Annotated in this window: 15 protein-coding genes; 9 read left to right on the plus strand and 6 right to left on the minus strand. The window is 74.7% G+C overall.

The genetic code is table 11. The features are described from left to right. Positions 1–215 precede the first annotated feature (215 nt). The 5 genes from ACIBIW_RS30210 to ACIBIW_RS30230 are packed head-to-tail and all read left to right on the plus strand — an operon-like array spanning position 216 to position 7,966. Positions 216–2,882 (plus strand): nitrate- and nitrite sensing domain-containing protein, encoded by a 2,667-nt coding sequence (locus ACIBIW_RS30210; RefSeq protein ID WP_399340570.1) that lies wholly within the window; start codon positions 216–218, stop codon positions 2,880–2,882. Beyond that, positions 2,879–3,304: a roadblock/LC7 domain-containing protein gene (locus ACIBIW_RS30215; RefSeq protein WP_399340571.1), complete on the plus strand. Its 426-nt coding sequence runs from the start codon at positions 2,879–2,881 to the stop codon at positions 3,302–3,304. The genes ACIBIW_RS30210 and ACIBIW_RS30215 overlap by 4 nt, the downstream gene beginning before the upstream one ends. A gap of 9 nt (positions 3,305–3,313) precedes the next feature. After that, positions 3,314–3,709: a DUF742 domain-containing protein gene (locus tag ACIBIW_RS30220; RefSeq protein ID WP_399340573.1), complete on the plus strand. Its 396-nt coding sequence runs from the start codon at positions 3,314–3,316 to the stop codon at positions 3,707–3,709. A gap of 26 nt (positions 3,710–3,735) precedes the next feature. Further along, positions 3,736–7,383, plus strand: coding sequence for a hydantoinase B/oxoprolinase family protein (locus ACIBIW_RS30225; protein WP_399340574.1), 3,648 nt, complete (start codon positions 3,736–3,738; stop codon positions 7,381–7,383). Then, entirely contained in the window at positions 7,364–7,966 is a 603-nt protein-coding gene (locus ACIBIW_RS30230; protein WP_399340576.1) for a GTP-binding protein, read from the plus strand. Before ACIBIW_RS30225 ends, ACIBIW_RS30230 begins: the two co-directional genes overlap by 20 nt. A 34-nt stretch (positions 7,967–8,000) precedes the next feature. On the opposite strand, the gene ACIBIW_RS30235 is transcribed toward ACIBIW_RS30230, so the two are convergent. Both ACIBIW_RS30235 and ACIBIW_RS30240 read right to left on the minus strand, forming a co-directional pair. Then, positions 8,001–8,348: an Mpo1-like protein gene (locus ACIBIW_RS30235; protein ID WP_399340578.1), complete on the minus strand. Its 348-nt coding sequence runs from the start codon at positions 8,346–8,348 to the stop codon at positions 8,001–8,003. A 102-nt stretch (positions 8,349–8,450) separates the two neighbouring features. Then, entirely contained in the window at positions 8,451–9,200 is a 750-nt protein-coding gene (locus ACIBIW_RS30240; protein WP_399340580.1) for a TetR/AcrR family transcriptional regulator, read from the minus strand. 109 nt (positions 9,201–9,309) lie between these two features. Here ACIBIW_RS30240 and ACIBIW_RS30245 point away from each other — a divergent pair, with 109 nt between their 5' ends. Further along, positions 9,310–10,251, plus strand: a complete 942-nt coding sequence (locus ACIBIW_RS30245) for an NmrA family NAD(P)-binding protein (protein WP_399340582.1) — start codon at positions 9,310–9,312, stop codon at positions 10,249–10,251. A gap of 88 nt (positions 10,252–10,339) precedes the next feature. On the opposite strand, the gene ACIBIW_RS30250 is transcribed toward ACIBIW_RS30245, so the two are convergent. Then, on the minus strand, positions 10,340–11,146 hold the full coding sequence (locus ACIBIW_RS30250) for a M15 family metallopeptidase (RefSeq protein WP_399340620.1): 807 nt from the start codon (positions 11,144–11,146) through the stop codon (positions 10,340–10,342). A 125-nt stretch (positions 11,147–11,271) separates the two neighbouring features. Here ACIBIW_RS30250 and ACIBIW_RS30255 point away from each other — a divergent pair, with 125 nt between their 5' ends. After that, complete coding sequence (locus ACIBIW_RS30255; protein WP_399340584.1) at positions 11,272–11,829, plus strand: NUDIX domain-containing protein; 558 nt, start codon at positions 11,272–11,274, stop codon at positions 11,827–11,829. 100 nt (positions 11,830–11,929) lie between these two features. On the opposite strand, the gene ACIBIW_RS30260 is transcribed toward ACIBIW_RS30255, so the two are convergent. Beyond that, on the minus strand, positions 11,930–14,275 hold the full coding sequence (locus ACIBIW_RS30260; protein ID WP_399340587.1) for a glycoside hydrolase family 31 protein: 2,346 nt from the start codon (positions 14,273–14,275) through the stop codon (positions 11,930–11,932). A gap of 209 nt (positions 14,276–14,484) precedes the next feature. On the opposite strand from ACIBIW_RS30260, the gene ACIBIW_RS30265 reads away from it, so the two are divergent. Continuing rightward, complete coding sequence (locus tag ACIBIW_RS30265; RefSeq protein ID WP_399340589.1) at positions 14,485–16,467, plus strand: acetoacetate--CoA ligase; 1,983 nt, start codon at positions 14,485–14,487, stop codon at positions 16,465–16,467. A gap of 81 nt (positions 16,468–16,548) precedes the next feature. Further along, a complete protein-coding gene (locus ACIBIW_RS30270) occupies positions 16,549–17,439 on the plus strand; it encodes a hypothetical protein (protein ID WP_399340591.1) in 891 nt (296 codons plus the stop codon). 63 nt (positions 17,440–17,502) lie between these two features. Here ACIBIW_RS30270 and ptsP read toward each other — a convergent pair whose 3' ends face one another. Then, entirely contained in the window at positions 17,503–19,173 is a 1,671-nt protein-coding gene (gene ptsP / locus ACIBIW_RS30275) for a phosphoenolpyruvate--protein phosphotransferase (protein WP_399340593.1), read from the minus strand. A gap of 74 nt (positions 19,174–19,247) precedes the next feature. Then, positions 19,248–19,697: a PTS glucose transporter subunit IIA gene (locus ACIBIW_RS30280; protein ID WP_399340595.1), complete on the minus strand. Its 450-nt coding sequence runs from the start codon at positions 19,695–19,697 to the stop codon at positions 19,248–19,250. Positions 19,698–20,110: the final 413 nt, after the last annotated feature.

Raw genomic sequence — 20,110 nt, forward strand, 5'->3', positions numbered from 1 at the left:
GTTGTCCTCGTGTCAGTAGTAGGCTCACGCCGTTTGCTGGGGAAGGCCGGACCCCCGCGCGCGGCTGGCGCGGACGGAACGGTGCGTCCGGCCGCGACGCCGGGCACGCCAGCAGGAGACGACCTGCCGGCGCGGTGACGCGGCGGTGCGGTGACACCGGACACGGACGAGGCAGGCGCACACCCTCCCCCGGAGGGCGCGAGCGGGGGGATGCCATGCGCTTTCGCGGGAAGACGATCCGCCGGAAGATCGTGGCCCTTCTCCTGGTGCCCCTGCTCTCCCTCACCGCCATCTGGGGCTTCGCCACCGTCCTGACAGGACGCGAGGCGGCCAGGATGCTCGGCACCGCCACGGTCGTCGACAAGATCGGCTACCCGGTCGAGGACACCGCCCGCGTCCTGGAGAGCGAGCGCCGCCAGACCCTCGTCTACCTCGCCGACCCCCGCTCCGCCACCTCGCTCGACGCCCTGGGGCGCAGCCGCGCCGCCACCGACAAGGTCGTACGCCGCGTGCGCTCGCACGCCGCCGACGGCGGGCTGCGCGACAAGATGTCCGCGCAGGCCAGGCGCCGCCTCGACGCGCTGCTCGAAGAACTCGACGGGCTCGGCTCGCTGCGCGAGTCCGTACGCGGCGGCATGACGAGCAGCGACACCGCGCTCGACCTCTACAGCCGCATGATCGACCCCTGCTACGGCGTCCTCACCACCATCCAGACCGTGGACAACGTGGACCTCGCCCAGCAGGGCCGCGCCATCGTCGCCATCGGCAGGGCCCGCGAGCTGCTGTCCGAGGAGGACGCGCTGGTCTCGGCCGCGCTGGTGGAGGGGCGCCTCGCACACGCCGACATACGCCAGATATCCGACCTGATCGCCCAGCGCACCCTGCTCTACGACGTCAACCTCGAACTCCTCCCCGACGACGAGCGCGACCGCTTCCAGCGCTACTGGCAGGGCCCCGCCACCCGCCCGCTGCGGCTCGCCGAGGAAGCCCTCTCCGAGTCGGAGCCCGGACCCCCGCGCGTGATCGACGCCGCCGAGTGGAACCGTCTCGCCGACCCGGTGCTCGACGGCCTCGCGGACCGCGACAGCGACGCCGACGACCGCTACCAGGACCGCGTCCAGCCCGTGGCCACCGGCATCATGGTGCGGGCCGGCGTCGCGGGCATCCTCGGGCTCGCCGCGCTGCTGTTCTCCGTCATCCTCTCGGTGCGCGTCGGCCGCGGCCTCATCCGCGACCTGCACCGGCTGCGCACCGAGGCCCACGAGTCGTCCGGGGTGCGGCTGCCCGCCGTGATGCGGCGGCTCGCGGCGGGCGAGGAGGTCGACGTGGAGACCGAGGCGCCCCGGCTCGAATACGAGCGCAGCGAGCTGGGCCAGGTCGGCCGCGCCCTCAACACCCTGCAAAGGGCCGCCGTGGAGGCCGCCGTCAAACAGGCCGAGCTGCGCCGCGGCGTCTCCGAGGTCTTCGTCAACCTCGCCCGCCGCAGCCAGGTCCTCCTGCACAAGCAGCTCACCCTCCTCGACAGCATGGAGCGCAGGACCGAGGACACCGACGAACTCGCCGACCTCTTCCGCCTCGACCACCTCACCACCCGTATGCGGCGGCACGCCGAGGGCCTGGTGATCCTCTCCGGCGCCGCGCCCTCCCGGCAGTGGCGCAGGCCCGTCCAGCTCATGGACGTGGTGCGGGCCTCGGTCGCCGAGGTCGAGGACTACGAGCGCATCGAGGTCCGCAGGCTGCCCAGGCTCGCCGTCATCGGGCCCGCGGTGGCCGACCTCACCCACCTCGTCGCGGAACTCCTGGAGAACGCCACCGTGTTCTCGCCGCCGCACACCACCGTGCAGGTCGTCGGCGAGCACGTGGCCAACGGCTTCACCCTGGAGATCCACGACCGGGGCCTCGGGCTCTCTCCCGACCTCCTCCTCGACGCCAACCTGCGGCTCGCCGAGACCCCCGAGTTCGAGCTGTCCGACACCGACCGCCTCGGGCTCTTCGTGGTCGCGAGGCTCGCCAGGCGCCAGAACGTCCGCGTCTCCCTCCAGCCGTCGCCGTACGGCGGCACCACGGCCGTCGTCTTCATCCCCGACGAACTGCTCACCGAGCCGCCCGACCAGGACACCGCCTCGCTGCGCATCGAACGCGCCCTCAACCCCGAGGACGAGCGGCGCCCCGCGGCGGGCGGCCCCCGCCGCGCCGCCGCACCGGCCCCCGGCGCCCTCGACGGCCCGGCGCGGCCCGCGCCGCTCGCCCCCGCGCCCGCCTCGGGCGACGCGGGCGCCACAGGTGACACGGCCGCCGCGGACGACACGGGCGAGCAGCACCAGCAGCCGCCCGACCGCGGCCCCGGCACCGGCGAGCCCGCACGGGCCAGGACGGGCGAGCCCGGCGCCAAGGACGCGCCCAGGCCGCTGCCCAGGCGCCGCACCCCCAAGCTCGTCAGCTCCCACGGCCGCCCCGTCCAGCGGCGCGGCCCCGGGGCGGCAGGGCCGCGCCCCGAGCCCGCCGCCCCCGACGACACCGCCGCCCCGAGCCCCGCCCCCGCGGACCCTGGCACCGCCCCCGGTGCGCTGCCGCGCCGGGTGCGGCAGGCCAGCCTCGCCCCGCAGCTCAAGAACGCCCCCGCGGCGGCCCCGGCCCCGGCGCCTGAACCGGGCGGCGGCCAGGACACGGCAGAGCGCGACGCCGACGAGGTCCGCTCCAGGATGGCCTCCCTCCAGCGCGGCTGGCAGCGTGGACGCCGCGAGAACACCGCCGGGGACACAGCAGGAGACGACACCGCCGGGGGCGCCGCGGAACCGGGCCCCGCGGCCACGGGGGACGCCGGTGGCGCGGCGCCCGACAGCACGGCAGAGCAGACGACACACGAGGGAGAGGGCCGATGACGGCACCGAAGGCCACGGGCAGGACGTCACGGGAGCTGAACTGGCTCCTCGACGACCTGGTGGAACGGGTGGCCAGCATCCGCAAGGCGCTGGTCCTGTCGAGCGACGGCCTGCCCACGGGCGTCTCCAAGGACCTCACCCGCGAGGACAGCGAGCACCTGGCCGCCGTCGCCTCCGGCTTCCACAGCCTCGCCAGGGGAGTGGGCCGCCACTTCGAGGCGGGCGGCGTCCGCCAGACCGTGGTCGAGCTGGACGAGGCGTTCCTCTTCGTCACCGCGGCGGGCGACGGCAGTTGCCTCGCGGTGCTCTCCGACTCCGACTCGGACGTCGGCCAGGTCGCGTACGAGATGACCCTGCTGGTCAAGCGGGTCGGCACCCATCTGGGGGCCGCGCCGCGCACCGATCTGACCGCCGGTGGGTAGTGGGATGACATGAGCAAGGACGGTCAGGGCAGCCCCCGATGGTTCGACGACGACGCCGGTCCCGTCGTGCGCCCGTACGCGATGACACGCGGGCGCACCACCAGCGAGGGCAGGCCCGATCTCGACCTCATCGCGCTCGTCCACGCCGAGCGTGACGCCGCCGACCTGGAGGGCGAGGAGACGCTGTCGCCCGAGCACCTCGACATCGTCGAGCGCTGCCGCCAGGAGCCGCAGTCCCTCGCGGAACTCGCCACCGACCTCGACCTCCCGGCGGGCGTGGTCCGGGTCCTGGTGGGCGACCTGCTGGCCGCGGAGCTGATCCGCGTGACACGCCCCGTACCCCCGGCCGAACTGGTCGACGAGAGTATCCTGCGCGACGTGATCAATGGGCTGCGGGCGCTGTGAGCAGCGCGGAAGCGGGTAACGGGCACGTGACGGGCTGGCAGTTCTGGATCGACCGCGGCGGCACGTTCACCGACATCGTCGCCCGCCGCCCCGACGGCACCCTGGTCACCCACAAGCTCCTGTCCGAGCGGCCCACGCGCTACTCCGACGCAGCCGTCCAGGGCATCCGCGACATCCTCGCCGCCGACGGCGTCGAGGCCGCCCCCGGCCCCGGACTCGTCGACTCGGTGCGGATGGGCACCACCGTCGCCACCAACGCCCTGCTGGAGCGCAAGGGCGAGCGCACGCTGCTGGTGACCACCCGCGGCTTCCGCGACGCGCTGCGCATCGCCTACCAGAACAGGCCCGCCATCTTCGCCCGGCACATCGCGCCGCCCGGGCTGCTGCACGAGCGCGTCGTCGAGGCCGACGAGCGCGTCACCGCAGAGGGCGAGGTGCTGCGCCCCCTCGACCTCGACGCCCTCGAACGGGAACTGCGCGCCGCGCGCGACGACGGCTTCGCGGCCGTCGCGTTCGTCTTCATGCACAGCCATCTCCACCCCGGGCACGAGCGGGCAGCGGGCGCGCTCGCCGCCCGTCTCGGCTTCCCGCAGATCTCCCTCTCCAGCGAGGTCAGCCCGCTGATGAAGCTGGTGCCGCGCGGAGACACCGCCGTCGTGGACGCCTACCTCTCCCCGGTGCTGCGCCGCTACGTCCGCCGGTTCACCGACGAACTCCACGGCGTGCGCCTCATGTTCATGCAGTCCAACGGCGGACTCACCGAGGCCGGGCACTTCCGCGGCAAGGACGCCATCCTCTCCGGGCCCGCGGGCGGCATCGTCGGCATGGCCCGGATGTCGCGGCTCGCCGGCTTCGACCGGGTCATCGGCTTCGACATGGGCGGCACCTCCACCGACGTCTCGCACTACGCGGGCGCGTACGAGCGCGTCTTCACCACCCTCATCGCGGGGGTACGGCTGCGCGCCCCCATGCTCGACATCCACACCGTCGCCGCGGGCGGCGGCTCCGTGCTCCACTTCGACGGCAGCCGCTACCGGGTGGGCCCCGACTCGGCGGGCGCCGACCCGGGGCCCGCCTGCTACCGGGCGGGCGGCCCGCTCACCGTGACCGACGCCAACCTCGCCCTCGGCCGCATCCAGGCCGACCACTTCCCCCGGGTCTTCGGACCCGAGGGCGACCAGCCCCTCGACACCGCCCTGGTCCGCGACCGCTTCGCCGCCCTCGCGCGCGAGATCGCCGGGCAGACCGGCGACGACCGCACCGCCGAGCAGGTCGCCGAGGGCTATCTGCGGATCGCCGTCACCAACATCGCGGGCGCCGTCAAGCGGATCTCCGTGCAGCAGGGCCACGACGTCACCCGCTACGCCCTCACCACCTTCGGCGGCGCGGGGGGCCAGCACGCGTGCATGGTCGCCGACGCGCTCGGCATCCGCACCGTCCTCGTGCCGCCCGCCGCCGGGGTGCTCTCCGCCCTCGGCATCGGCCTCGCGGACACCACCGCCATGCGCGAGCAGTCCGTCGAGACCGTCCTCGACGAGGCCGCGGTGCCCCGCCTCACCCGCACCGCCGACGACCTGGCCGAGGCCGCAAGGGCCGAACTCCTCGGTGAGGGCGTCCCCGAGGAGCACGTCACGACCACCCGCCGCGCCCACCTGCGCTACGACGGCACCGACACCGCCCTCACTGTCGAACTCGACGAGCCCGCCGCCATGGTCAGGGCCTTCGAGGAGCGCCACCGCGCCACGTACTCCTTCACCCTCAGCCGCCCCGTCGTCGTCGAGGCCCTGTCGGTGGAGGCCACCGGGCTCTCCGAGCCCCCGGGGCTCGACGCCCTCGCGCCGCGCCCCGAGCGGGGCGCGCCGCCCGGCGCCGTACGGCTGCACACCGGCGGCGCCTGGCGCGACGTGCCGCTGTACCGGCGCGACGGCCTGCCGCCCGGGGAGTCCGTCGAGGGCCCCGCGATCGTCGCAGAGTCGGGCTCGACGACCGTCGTCGACGCCGGCTGGTCGGCCGCGGTCGACGACAGCGGCCACCTGGTGATGCGCCGCGTCGCCGCCAGACAGGACGCCGACGCGGGCACCGCCGCCGACCCGGTGCTCCTTGAGGTCTTCAACAACCTCTTCATGTCGATCGCCGAGCAGATGGGCGCCCGCCTCGAATCGACCGCCCAGTCCGTCAACATCAAGGAGCGCCTGGACTTCTCCTGCGCCCTGTTCGACCCCGACGGCAACCTCGTCGCGAACGCCCCGCACATCCCCGTGCACCTCGGCTCCATGGGCACCAGCGTCAAGGAGGTCATCGAGCGCAGGCGCGGACGGATGCGCCCCGGCGACACCTACGCCGTCAACGACCCCTACCACGGCGGCACCCACCTGCCGGACGTCACCGTCATCACCCCCGTCTTCGGCACCGGCGCCGACGGGCGGCGCGACATCCTCTTCCACGTCGCCTCCCGCGGCCACCACGCCGAGATCGGCGGCATCGCGCCGGGCTCCATGCCCGCGGGCAGCCGCACCATCGACGAGGAGGGCGTCCTCTTCGACAACTGGCTGCTCGTCGAGGAGGGCCGCTTCCGCGAGCGCGAGACCCACGCCCTGCTCACCGGGGCCGCCCACCCCTCCCGCAACCCGGCCACCAACCTGGCCGACCTGCGCGCCCAGATCGCCGCCAACCAGAAGGGCGTCGACGAGGTCGGCCGGATGATCGAGGACTTCGGCCTCGACGTCGTCCAGGCGTACATGCGGCACGTCCAGGACAACGCGGAGGAGGCGGTGCGCCGCGTCATCGGCACCCTGCGCGACGGCTCCTGCGCCTACGAGACCGACTCGGGCGCCACCATCCGGGTCCGCGTCGCCGTGGACCGCGCGGCGCGCTCCGCCACCGTCGACTTCACCGGCACCTCCGCCCAGCTCGCCACCAACTTCAACGCTCCGTTCTCCGTCGTCAACGCCGCCGTGCTGTACGTCTTCCGCACCCTCGTCGACGACGACATCCCCCTCAACGACGGCTGTCTGCGCCCCCTCGACATCATCGTGCCGCCCGGCTCGCTGCTCGCGCCCGAGCCGCCCGCCGCCGTCGTCGCGGGCAACGTGGAGACCTCACAGTCCGTCACCGGCGCCCTCTACGCCGCCCTCGGGGTGCAGGCCGAGGGCTCAGGCACCATGAACAACATCACCTTCGGCAACGACCGCCACCAGTACTACGAGACGGTCGCCTCCGGCTCCGGCGCCGGTGACGGCTTCCCGGGCGCAGCCGTCGTACAGACCCACATGACCAACTCGCGGCTGACCGACCCCGAGATCCTGGAGTGGCGGCTGCCGGTCCTGCTCGACGAGTTCGCGGTGCGCCGGGGCAGCGGCGGCGCGGGGCGCTGGCGCGGCGGCGACGGCGCCGTGCGCCGCATCCGCTTCCGCGAGCCCATGACCGTCTCCACCCTCTCCCAGCACCGCAGGGTGCCCCCGTACGGCATGGCGGGCGGCGCGCCAGGCGCGCTCGGTTCGGGGCGCGTGGAGCGCGCCGACGGGACCGTGACCGCCCTCGCGGGCAGCGACTCGGCCGAGGTGGGCCCCGGCGACGTCCTCGTGGTCGAGACCCCCGGCGGCGGGGGATACGGGACGCCGCCGCCCGTCGGCGGAACGGCGCGAGAGGAGTCCGATGACCGGCGCGACGGCTGACCACGGGGCGCAGACCCCGTTCGTCACCCTCAAGATCGTGGTGGCCGGGGGCTTCGGCGTCGGCAAGACCACCCTCGTCGCAGCCGTCAGCGAGATCAGGCCGCTGCGCACCGAGGAGCCGCTGAGCGAGGCGGGCCGCCCCTTCGACGACACCGGAGGGGTGGCGGACAAGCACACCACCACGGTCGCCATGGACTTCGGCCGCATCACACTCCGCCGCGACCTGACGCTCTACCTCTTCGGCACGCCGGGGCAGGACCGCTTCTGGTTCCTCTGGGACGACCTCGCCACCGGGGCGCTGGGCGCCGTCGTCCTCGCGGACACCCGGCGGCTCGCGGACTGCTTCGCCTCCGTCGACTACTTCGAGCGCCGCGGCATCCCCTTCGTCGTCGCCGTCAACTGCTTCGAGGGCAGCGCCCGGCACACGGCGGAGGCGGTACGGGACGCGCTCGACCTCGACGAGGGCGTGCCCGTCGTCCTGTGCGACGCGCGCGAGCGCGAGTCGGTGAAGGAGGTGCTCGTCGGCGTGGTCGAGCACGCCATAGCCACCGGCGCGGCCCGGCGCGCGGAGGCGGCCGTCTGACGGCGCCGCGCGCGGGGGAGCGGCGGCGGGCGGCTCAGTCGTCGTGCTCGGCGAGCCACTTGGCGGCGGTGTCGCCGAGTTCGCGGTCGCGTCCCGTGAGCATCATCCCGATCATCGCGGCGTCGCCCCGCAGCGACCACAGGGGGTGCCCGAACGTCGCCGGGTTGTTCTTCTCGATCAGGAAGTGCGCCGTCCACGCCGTCCCGTACCCGATCACCGGCAGCCCCGCCAGATACCGCCTGCGCCCCCGGGCCGCCCCGTACACGCTCACCGCGAGCCCGGCGAGCGTCCCCCCGAGGTGCGCCCACCGGGTGGCGGCCCTGGAGTGCATCGCCACGTAGTACGGCCAGAACTCCTCATATGAATCGAACGAACGCTTCATGAGGGCACGGTACTGCCGGTGCGGCGCCGCAAGCAGCCCCCGTGCGCGCCGTACCCGCCCTCGCCGCCGCGCCGGGTGCGGTCCGGGGCGCCCGGGGTCGGTTCACACGCCCCGGCCCGCCACCCGGCGCCGGTGCGCGCGCTGGCGGCACGCCGGGCCGCAGTAGCGCGCGGGACGGCCCCTGCCCGCCCCGCCGAGCGGGGCGCCGCACTCCTCGCAGCGCGGCCCGGTTCCGTGACCGGCAGCACCTCCGTGACGAAAGTCGCCGCTTTCCGTGACGCCCGCGGGAGCGCGCAGGCTCTCCAGGGCGAGCCGCACCATACGGTCGGCGCGCGCCGGCTCCGGATGCGCCGACCTGATCGAGGCGCAGCCGTAGGCGAACGCGATGATGTCGGCGGTGTCGAGCCCCGCCCGCACCCCGCCGCCGCGCTGCGCGGCGGCGAGCAGTTCGCCCAGCACCCGGCGAAAGCGCCGCACCGCCGCCGTGAGCAGCGGCCGCGGCCAGCCGGTCTCCGCGGCGATCACGTCGCAGACGTGCCGCTGCCGGGCGGACTTCGCCACGATGTCCGTGACGAGCCCGAAGAGCGCCGTGGTGGGGTCGGCCCCGGCCGCCCTGCGGCCCGCCGCCGCGACCAGCTCCTCGACGTGCACCACCTGCACCGCCTCCACCAGTGTCTCCTTGCTCGGGAAGTGCCGGTAGACGGTGCCGACCCCGACTCCCGCGGCGCGCGCGATCTCCAGCAGCGAGACGTCGACACCGCGCTCGGTGAAGGCGCGGGTGGCCGCGTCGAGTACCCGCGCGCGGTTGCGCCTGGCGTCGGAGCGCACCGCGCCCCCGGGAGCCTCGGCCATGTCACGTAATCCTTGTCGCCGCCCTCAACCGGGTGCAGCATTCCACATCGGCTCCGGGACCACCACGCCGAGACCAGGCAAGCCGACACCCCCGGGCCCGAGGAGAACCATGACCGCTCCACCCCCGCCCTCCGCGTCCACCGGCGCCGCGCCCGTAGTGGTCACCGGCGCCACGGGACGCCAGGGCGGCGCCACCGCCCGCCGCCTGCTCGCCGCCGGACGCCCGGTACGCGCCCTCGTGCGCGACCCGGCCGCGCCCGCCGCCGCGGCCCTCGCCCGGGCCGGCGCCGCACTGGTACGCGCCGACTTCGACGACCCGGCGAGCCTGCCGCCCGCGCTCGCCGGGGCCCGGGGCCTCTTCATCGTGCCGCCCGCCGCGTTCGGTCCTGGCGGCACGGAACTCGACGTCGCCAGGGGCCGCGCCCTCGCCGACGCGGCGGCCGGTGCGGGCGTGGACCACGTCGTCTTCACCGGCGTCGCCTCCGTCCCCGGCGGCGCGCCCGGCTGGGACGGGAAGTACCTCGTCGAGGGCGTGCTGCGCGCCCGGCTGCCCCGGGTGACGGTGCTGCGCCCGGCGCGCTTCATGTCCAACTACCTCGGCACGCTCGCCCACGGCATCGAGGGCATCCATGACGGCGTGCACCGCCATCTCTTCCCGCCGGACGAGCCGGTGCAGATCATCGCCGTCGAGGACATCGCCGAGTTCGCCGCGCTCGCCTTCGACGATCCGGAGCGCTTCGGCGGCAGGACCCTCGAACTGGCGGGGGACGCCCCCACCCCGCTGGCGGCGGCCGCCGCGATCAGCGAGGCCGTCGGCTCCGAGGTCCGCTACGAACAGCTCACCGCCGAGCAGGCGGCCGCGCTCGGCCCCGAGGTCGCCGGGGCCCGCGAGCGCTGGCTCGGCGGGGCGCACTGGCACGCCGACATCGAGGCGCTGCGGGTGATCCACCCCGGGCTGCGCACCCTCGGCACCTGGCTCGCCGAGACCGGCGCGGCCGCCCTGCGCGCCCAGCTCCGCGCCGACGGCACGCGCGCGCACGCGCAGGACTGACGGCCCACGCGACTGACCGCCCACGCGCGCGGGTGACCGCCGACGGCCGCGGGGCGCGCGGCGGTCACCCGGGGCGCGCCGCGGCCGGTCAGCGCCGGTGCGGCAGGGACGCGCGCGAGATCGGGAAGTCGAAGTACGTGTCGGGGAAGGTCTCCGGCTCCAGGGTGTAGTGCCACCACTCCTCCGGCAGGTTCTCGAAGCCCTGCGGCGAGAGGATGTCACGCAGCAGGTCCCGGTTCTCCCGCTGCACTCCGGTCACCCGGGGGTCGTCGGTGTGGGCGAGCGTGTCGAAGCAGTCGAACCCGGTCCCCATGTCGATGGAGTTGTCCGGAAAGCGCTCGTCCTGCGGGCCGTAACACGGCGTCAGCGGCTCACCGGGGACATACGGGCGGGTGGGCACCGCGGGCAGCCGCACCAGGGTGAGGTCGATCGTGGAGCCCCTGCTGTGCCCCGACTGTTCCGCGATGTAGCCGTCGTCGAACAGCCGGGTCTTGTCGACCCGCGGATAGAACTCGGCCTTCATCCGCTGGTCGTCCAGGTCCTCGGCCCAGCGCACGAAGTGGTCCACGGCGCGCTGCGGGCGGTAGCAGTCGTAGACCTTCAGCGAGTAGCCCCTGCGCAGCGCCGTGCGCTGGGCCCTGTGCAGCGCGTCGGCCGTGTCCCTGGTGACGATGCACATCGGCATCTCGTAGCCGTCGGCCGGCTCGCCCATGAAGTCGTGCGGGGTGATGTACCTGATCTCCTGGATGATCGTCGGATCGACGTCGGCCAGTGCCACGAACGCGCGCGGCGCCTCGGGGTCCCCGGAGCCCGGCCGCCCCTGGTGCGCCTGCGCGGGGGCCGCGAGCCCCACGGCCGTCAGCAGCGCCACGGCGGCCAGGCCGAGGCGGCGCAGCGCCCCGCGCGGGTTCGGCCGGACGGGTGGCACGGACGGACGCGGGCCACGCCCGCGGGAGTTGAAGAATGTCATGTCCCCTGCGTCTACCAGGTCGGGTGGACACCGCGGAAGACGACGAACGGATGATCAGATACAGTCCGCGCGTGTCCGCATCCCAACTTCCTTCCACCAACCCCGCGCCAGGTTCCCACTGTTCGGCCTGCGGGGCGCCCTACGAGGGCGAAGCGACCGGCTGGCCCCGCACCTGCCCGGCCTGTGGCCACGTCGCCTACAGCAATCCCCTCCCGGTCGCCGTGGCCCTCCAGCCCGTATACGACCCCAGGGGCACGGCGCTGGTCACCATCACCCGCACCGTCGCCCCCGCGAGCGGCGGCATCGCCCTCCCCGGCGGCTTCGTCGACCACCGCGAGGACTGGCGGCACGCCGTCGTACGCGAACTCAAGGAGGAGACCGGCATCGACGCCGCAGCCCGCGACGTCCGCCTCGCCGACGCGATGAGTTCGCCCGACGGGCACCTGCTGCTCTTCGGACTGCTCCCCGAGCGGCCCGCCCCCGAACTGCCCGCGTCCGAGGCCACGGACGAGACCGAGGGCTGGCAACTCCTGCGCAGGCCGGCCGAGCTGGCCTTCCCCCTGCACACCGCGGCCGTCGCCGCCTGGTTCGACGGCCGCTACATCTAGCCACCCCGGGCGGCCATCGCAACCGGCCGCCGACACGCGCGCGTGTGTGTGCCCCGCGGCGCCCGGTCACACGGGCGCCGCGGCGCCGGGAGCCGCCTCCTCAGAGCCCCCGCACCCGTACCGGCCGCTCCGTCGCCCGGGGCCGTCCGGGACCCTTGCGCTCCACCACCACGCCGCCCCCCGACCACCGCGCCGCATAGCGCTCAAGTACCGCGTCCGCCCCGTCCTCGGCGAGCAGTTCGCCCCGCCCCGTGCGCCCGCGCTGCGGCGCCCACGCGTCGAGGACCACCCGGGCCGTGCTCCCGCCGCTCCCGCCCTTCTCGCCGTGCCCCAGCACCGGCACCACCGCGCCCGCGCGCGCCAGCACCGGAATCCGCGACAGCGGCGCGTCGAGCACCACGGACCCCGGGCCCTCGTACACCCCGCCGGTCGCCGTGTCGTACCAGCGGCCCCACGGCAGCCGCACCCGGCGGCTGCGCGCCCCCGGCGCGAACACCGGCGCCACCAGCAGCGCGTCCCCCAGCAGGAACGCGTCCTCGCAGTCCCGCAGCGCCCGGTCGCCGGGACTGCCCCACCACAGCGGCCGCACATAGGGCGCGCCCGTCCTGCGCGCCAGATGCGCCAGCGTCGTGAAGTACGGCCGCAGCCGCTCCCGCTCGGCGAGCGCCACCCGCGCGTGCTCCACCGCCGCGTCCCCCAGCTCCCACAGCTCCCGCCCGTCGGCCCCCAGCGGCCCCCTGGTCCGCAGCAGCGGCAGATACGCCGCGAGCTGGAGCCGCCGCAGCACCAGCTCCGTGTCGCCGCCCCCGACGTCCGGCCCCGCGTACGCCACCCCGCACAGCCCGAGGCCCAGCACGAGCGCGAGCCCCGCCCGCAGCCCCTCCCACCCCGGGGCCCCGCCGCACCAGGCGCCCCCGTACCGCTGCATGCCCGCCCACCCCGACCGCGACAGCACGAACGGCGCCTCGTCAGGACGCGCGGCCGCCAGGCCCTCCTGGGCCGCACGCGCCATCCCCAGCCCGTACACGTTGTGCGCCGCTCTGTGGTCCCCAGGACGCCCGTCCAGATCGTGCCGCGACGAGCGCGGCAGCGCGGGCTCCCCGAACACGGGCGACGCCACCAACTCGTCCGCGTCGTGCCAGAACCCCGCGAACCCCCGCCCCACGCCCTCCCCGTACCACCCGCCCCACCACGCACGCGCGCGCGGCAGCGTGAAGTCCGGGTACACCGACTCGCCGCCGCGCGCCTCACCCCGCACCGCGCGCCCCGCGGCGTCCCGTACGAACACCCCCGCCGCCGTCCCCGCCTCGAACACCGCGCCGCCCCGCTCCGCCCGCACCCCGGGCCCCACCGCGGCCACCAGCCGCACCCCGGACACCTCAAGCTCCTGCGCCAACTGCGGCAGCTTCGGGAACCGCTCCCCGTCCACCGAGAACGCCCGCCCGCCGTCCGTGTGCCCCAGGTCCAGGTGCACCGCGCCGAGCGGCAGCCCCCGCGCCCTGTGCCCCTCCACGGTGCGCCGCAGCTCCGCCTCCCCGCCGCCCGCACGGAGCTGGTGGTGTCCGTGCGCCCAGCCGGGCGGCACCACGGGCCCGCCGGTCAGCACCGCCCACGTGTGCAGCACACGCGCGGGCGTGCCCACCACCACCCAGCACCGCAGCGGCCCACCGGCCGCCCGCAGCACACAGGAACCCGCCCTGTCGTGCCCCGACCCCGCGCCCTCCACGCCCTCCCGCAGCGTCACCGCGGCGTCCCACGTGGTGTCGTGGAACACCAGGTGCGTCCCCGCGTCCGCCACCACGAGCTGCGTCGGCATCGTGATGCGCGCCGCCCGCGGCTCCGCGCCCGGGTCCGCGTTCCACAACCGGTACGTACCGTCCCGCAGCCTGGGCCCCGACGCCCGGCCGCCGAGCCCGAAGAACCGCGCGTCCGCCGCCACCGCGGAACGCTGCAACCACCGCCCGCCGCCCCCCGCCACCGGCTCCCACCAGCGCGGCGGATCGTCACGCCGCAGCCTGACCCCGCCGGGCGTCAGCACCTCGATCCCGCCCACCCGCGACACCGCCACCGTCACCCGCTCCGCCACCACCCGCCAGCCGCCGTCCTTGTCCGGTTCGAGCACCGCCCGCGGATCGGGCTCAGGCGCCGCCCCCGCGAGCCCGTACGAGGGCAGCGGCCCGGCACCGTCCCAGCCCCAGAACACCGCGCCGCCCACGGTCACCGCTATCGCCAGCTCCGCGCGCGCGAAACGCACCGTGCCGCCGCCCGGACCCGGCTCCGCCGCCACCAGCGCCCCCGGCACCCTGGCACGCTCGCGCCCGCCGGACGGCAGCCCCGCCAGGTCCGCACGGTGCCTGCGCCACGCCGCCCGTACCACCCGCATCCCCCGAGTCGGCCCCACCGAGCCCACCGCCTTCACCGAACGCACCAGGTCACGACCGTCCATACGGATCACCCTGCCATCCCCGCCCGGGCCCGGGCGCCCCGTTCAACTGCCGTTCACCCCGGCCCGCACCAGAACTTCACCGGCACCCGCCCCGCCGACCGGCCTGGTGCACAAGTCGATCACGTGGCATCGTCACGTCGGGCACGTACCCCGCCGCACGGGAGCGGACGCGGCTGCCCCACACCACGCGCGCATCGCCGGGAGCCACCATGACCGAAGTGAACGACGCACCGCTCTGGGAGCCCGACCTGGGCACCATCGACAACGCCCGGATCACCCGCTTCCAGCGCTGGGCCGCGCGGCACCACGGCGCCCCCGCCGACGGCGGATACCCCGCACTGCACCGCTGGTCCGTGACCGACCTGGACGCCTTCTGGGCCGCCGTCGCCGAGTGGTTCGACGTCCGCTTCACCACGCCCCCCGCGCGCGTGCTCGGGGGCCGCACCATGCCGGGCGCCGAATGGTTCCCGGGCGCCACCCTCAACTACGCCCAGCACGCCCTGCGCGCCGCCGACGAGCGCCCCGCGGAACCCGCCGTGCTCGCCGTCGACGAGACCCACGAACCGCGCCCCCTGACCTGGGCCGAGCTGCGCCGCCAGGTCGGCTCCCTCGCCGCGGAGCTGCGCCGCCTCGGCGTGCGCCCCGGCGACCTCGTCAGCGCCTACGTCCCCAACATCCCCGAGGCCGCCGTCGCGCTCCTCGCCACCGCCGCCGTCGGCGCCACCTGGACGTCCTGCGCCCCCGACTTCGGCGCCCGCGGCGTCCTCGACCGCTTCCAACAGGTCGAACCCGTCGTCCTGTTCGCCGTCGACGGCTACCGCTACGGCGGCAAGGAGTACGACCGCACGGACACCGTCGCCGCACTCCGCCGCGACCTGCCCACCGTCCGCACCGTCGTGCACATCCCGCTGCTCGGCACCCCCGCCCCCGACGGCGCGCTCGCCTGGTCCGACCTCACCGCGGGCGACACCGAGCCCGTCTACGAGCAGGTGCCCTTCGACCACCCGCTCTGGGTGCTCTACTCCTCCGGCACCACGGGACTGCCCAAGGCCATCGTGCAGTCCCAGGGCGGCATCCTCCTCGAACACCTCAAACAGCTCGGCCTCCACTGCGACCTCGGCCCCGGCGACCGCTTCTTCTGGTACACCTCCACCGGCTGGATGATGTGGAACTTCCTCGTCTCAGGGCTGCTCACCGGCTCCACCGTCGTCCTCTACGACGGCAGCCCCGGCCACCCGGGCACCGACGCCCAGTGGCGCGTCGCCGCCCGCACCGGCACCCAGCTCTACGGCACCTCGGCCGCCTACGTCATGGCCTGCCGCAAGGCCGGCCTCAGACCCACCCGCGACCACGACCTCTCGCGCCTGCGCGCCGTCGCCACCACGGGCTCGCCCCTGCCGCCCGACGGATTCCGCTGGCTCCACGACGACGTACGCGACGACCTGTGGATCTCCTCCGTCAGCGGCGGCACCGACGTCTGCTCCTGCTTCGCGGGCGCCGTCCCCACCCTCCCCGTGTACACCGGCGAGATCCAGGCACCCTGCCTCGGCACCGACCTCCAGTCCTGGGACCCCGACGGCAACCCGCTCACCGGCGAGGTCGGCGAACTCGTCGTCACCCGCCCCATGCCGTCCATGCCCATCCGCTTCTGGAACGACCCCGAAGGACAGCGCTACCACGACAGCTACTTCGCCACCTACCCCGGCGTCTGGCGGCACGGCGACTGGATCACCCGCACCTCGCGCGACACCGTGATCATCCACGGCCGCTCCGACTCCACCCTCAACCGCCAGGGCGTCCGCATGGGCTCCGCCGACATCTACGAGGCCGTCGAGCGGCTCCCCGAGATCCGCGAATCCCTCGTCATCGGCATCGAACAGCCCGACGGCGGCTACTGGATGCCGCTCTTCGTGCACCTCGCCCCCGGCGCCGTCCTCGACGACGCCCTGCGCGAGCGCGTCAAGCGCACCATCCGCGAGAACCTGTCGCCCCGCCACGTCCCCGACGAGATCATCGAAGCCCCCGGGGTGCCCCACACCCTCACGGGAAAGCGCATCGAGATCCCCGTCAAACGCCTCCTCCAGGGCACCCCCATGGACAAGGCGGTTAACCCCGGCTCCGTCGACAGCGTCGACCTGCTCCGCTTCTACGCCGACCTGGCCGACCGCCGCCGCGAACACCCCGCCCCCTGACCCCGCGACCCGGCACGGACCCGTTGTCAGACCCCCCGGTTACGGTGAGTGAGCACCGATCGACCGTGACCAGGGGGACCCGTGAACGCCACCGACCGCACCACCCGCCGGCACCCGCTCGACCGCGAGGTCGCCGGCATCATCGGCCTCCTCGCCGACGAGCGCGACTTCACCGCCATGCGCCGCTACCCCACGTTCGCCTTCACCGACCACCCGGCCTACCTCCGCCAGATCGAGGACCTCCTCAGAGCCCGCGCCGCCGACGGCAGCCACACCAGCGTCGCCCTCTTCGACCCCACGGAGTTCGAGGAGTACTGCGCCGCGGGCGGCCTCGACCCCGACACTCCCACGAGCCGCGCCCACTTCACCGCGAGCCTCGCCGCCGCCGGAGCCGCCCTCGCCTACCGGGGCCAGCCCCTCATCGACCTCGTCCCCGACCTCATCACCGCCTCGGTGCGCCAGGCCACCTGGGAGTACGCGACCGCCGTCCTCGCCGACATCGGCGACTGCGTCGTCTGCGGCGAGGACATCGGCTGGTCCGCCTACACCCGCGCGGCGGACCTGCTGTTGCGCATCGTCGACGCCATCGGCAGCGGCGACCACCACCTCGTGTGCAGCGTCTCCACCGGCACGCAGCCCCTCCTGGCCGTCCTCACCGTCACCGGCATCGACGCCACTGTCGATCTCGACGAGGGCCAGGCCCAGGAGTTCACCGCCCTGCTCGCCACCGGACTCGCCACCGGCGCACCCGGCGGCCTCGTCACCCGCACCACCCGCCCAGGCGACGACGACCGCGTCTTCGGCTGGCGCCTGCGCCACTGGGGCCTCGCCCCGCTCACCGCCGCCGAGGTCTTCGACGCCTACTGCACCGACGCCACCACCGGCGACCTCGTCTCCCCGGAGTCCCGGGTCGACTACGGCACACCCCCCGACCTCGGCGAGGTGGACCCGCCCCCAGGACACCGCCACTGACCCGCCGACACCGAGGGGGAGACCGCCACGGCCTCCCCCTCACCACACCGCATCGCGAGCCGCCTACACCTCGGAGAGGACCCGCGCCGCGGCCGCCCGCGACTCCTCCGCCGTATCCGCGGCACGCGCCGCGGCCGCCGCCCGCTCACACTGCGTCAGCGTGCAGCCGCCAAGACGCGCCCGTACGTACGGAATCGACGCCGCCCCCATCGACAGGGAGGTCACCCCGAGCCCCGTCAGCACACACGCCAGCAGCGGATCGGCCGCCGCCTCACCGCACACCCCGCAGCCACGGCCCTCGGCCCGCGCCGCCTCGGCGGCCAGCGCCACCAGGTCGAGCAGCGCGGGCTGCCATGGGTCCTGCAACCGCGCCACCGCCCCCACCTGACGGTCCGCCGCGAACGTGTACTGCGCCAGATCGTTCGTCCCCAGGGAAAGGAACTCCACCTCACGCAGGATCGACCGCGCCCGCAGCGCCGCCGAGGGGATCTCCACCATCGCCCCGACCTTCGCATCGAGCCCCACCGCCCGGCACGCCTGCGCGAACGCCCTCGCGTCCGCCGTGTCGGCCACCATCGGCGCCATCACCTCAAGCCGCACCGACAGCCCGTCGGCGGCCTCCGCGAGCGCCGCCAACTGCGTCCGCAGCACCTCGGGATGCTCAAGCAGCGAGCGCAGCCCCCGCACCCCGAGCGCCGGGTTGGGCTCCTCGCCCGGCGTCAGGAAGTCCAGCGGCTTGTCGGCCCCCGCGTCCAGCACCCGCACCACGACCCTGCCCTCGGGAAACGCCTCAAGGACCGGGCGGTACGCCGCCACCTGCTTCTCCTGCGACGGCGCCGCGGAGCTGTCGTCGAGGAACAGGAACTCGGTGCGGAACAGCCCCACCCCCTCGGCGCCCGCCGCGAGCGCAGCCGATACGTCGGAGGGGCCGCCGATGTTCGCCAGCAGCGGCACCCGGTGCCCGTCCGCGGTCGCCCCGGGCCCCGACACCGCCGCCACGGCGGCCGCCCGCTCGGCCGCTGCCGCGGAAAGCCGCTCCCGCAGCTCGGGGGAGGGCTCCACGAACACCTCGCCCGTCCCGCCGTCGACCGCGATCTCCACCCCCTCGGAGAGCCCCGCCGCGCCCGGCAGCGCCACCACCGCGGGCACCCCGAGCGACCGCGCCAGGATCGCGCTGTGGCTCGTCGGCCCGCCCTCCTCGGTCACGAAGCCCAGCACGAGGGAGGGATCGAGCAGCGCGGTGTCCGCAGGGGCGAGATCCCTCGCCACCAGCACATACGGCTCGTCGCTGTCCGGCACCCCCGGCATCGGCACCCCGAGCAGCCGCGCCACGATCCGGTTGCGCACGTCGTCGAGGTCGGCGACCCGGCCCGCCAGGTACTCGCCCGCGTCCGCGAGCAGCGCACGGTACGTCGCGAACGCGTCGTACACCGCGCGCTCGGCGCTGCCGCCTTCCACCACCCGCCGCCGTACGTCGGCCATCAGCTCGGGGTCCGTCGCCATCATGGCCTGTGCTTCGAGCACGGCCTGGGCCTCGCCGCCCGCCAGGTTGCCGCGCGCGATCAGATCGGCGGACACCGCGTCCGCCGCCTGCCGTGCCCTGTCCTCCTCGTGCTCCGCGCTCCGCCCGGGCCGCGGCTCCGCGGGCGGCTCCAGCACGGCGGTGCCCATGTGGCGCGCCTTGCCGACGGCCGTGCCCTGGCTCACCCCGACACCTCGCAGCGTTGTCTCCATGTCATCCGTCCCGGTCGGGCGGCGGACGGTCCGCCGCGGTCACTTCGGTCAACAGCCCCGGTGGTGGTACCCGGTCAGTGCCAGCCGAACAGCACGTCACCCGCGCCCACGGTCCCGTCCTCCACGATGTCCGACAGCGCCTCCGCGGTGGCGTCCACGGCGATCACGGGGCAGACAGGGGACCGGCCCGCGGCCTCGACCGCCGCCGGGTCCCAGCGGACCACGGGCTGCCCGAGCTCCACCCGGTCGCCCTTGTACACGAGCAGTTCGAAGCCCTGTCCGCCCAGTTGGACGGTGTCGATACCCAGATGGGTGAGCACCCCGTGCCCCTCGTCGTCCACCACCACGAACGCGTGCGGATGCAGCGACACCACCACCCCGGCCACCGGGGCGAGCGCGGGCCCCGCCGTACGCTCGGGGTCGACCGCGGTGCCGGGGCCGACCATCGCCCCGGAGAAGACGGGGTCGGGAACGGCGGCGAGACCGATGACTCGGCCGGCGAGCGGAGCTGTCACGCTGGTCATGGGGCCCTCCAGAAGCGCGGATGCGGGGGCGCGGTCAGCAACAGCCCGGACAGCGCACTGTTGAGCAGCGTAAGTCATAGGAAGTACCGGTTCCGCACAAGAGGTCCGGGTTGCCGGTTAAGCGGGGGCGCACAAACGATTTGCGCCCGCCGCGCGACGGGCTGTACAGTCATACCCCTGCTTGAGCCGGGCGACGAAACGCGCCCAGGTTCGGCAGCACCCTATTAAGTCCGACTCTTAACCCTGGCCTTGGCCACGCATGCCTTGCGGACCCCCTGGTCCGGGAGCTGAAAAAGACCTGATAGTGTGGGGAACACGGAAAGGGAAAGCGCCCGGAGGAAAGCCTGCTGAGTGTGGGTGAGTACGAAGGAAGTGTCCGTTCCTTGAGAACTCAACAGTGTGCCAAAAGTCAA

The sequence above is a fragment of the Streptomyces sp. NPDC050560 genome (genome assembly GCF_044457285.1).
In the GTDB taxonomy this organism is placed as follows: domain Bacteria; phylum Actinomycetota; class Actinomycetes; order Streptomycetales; family Streptomycetaceae; genus Streptomyces.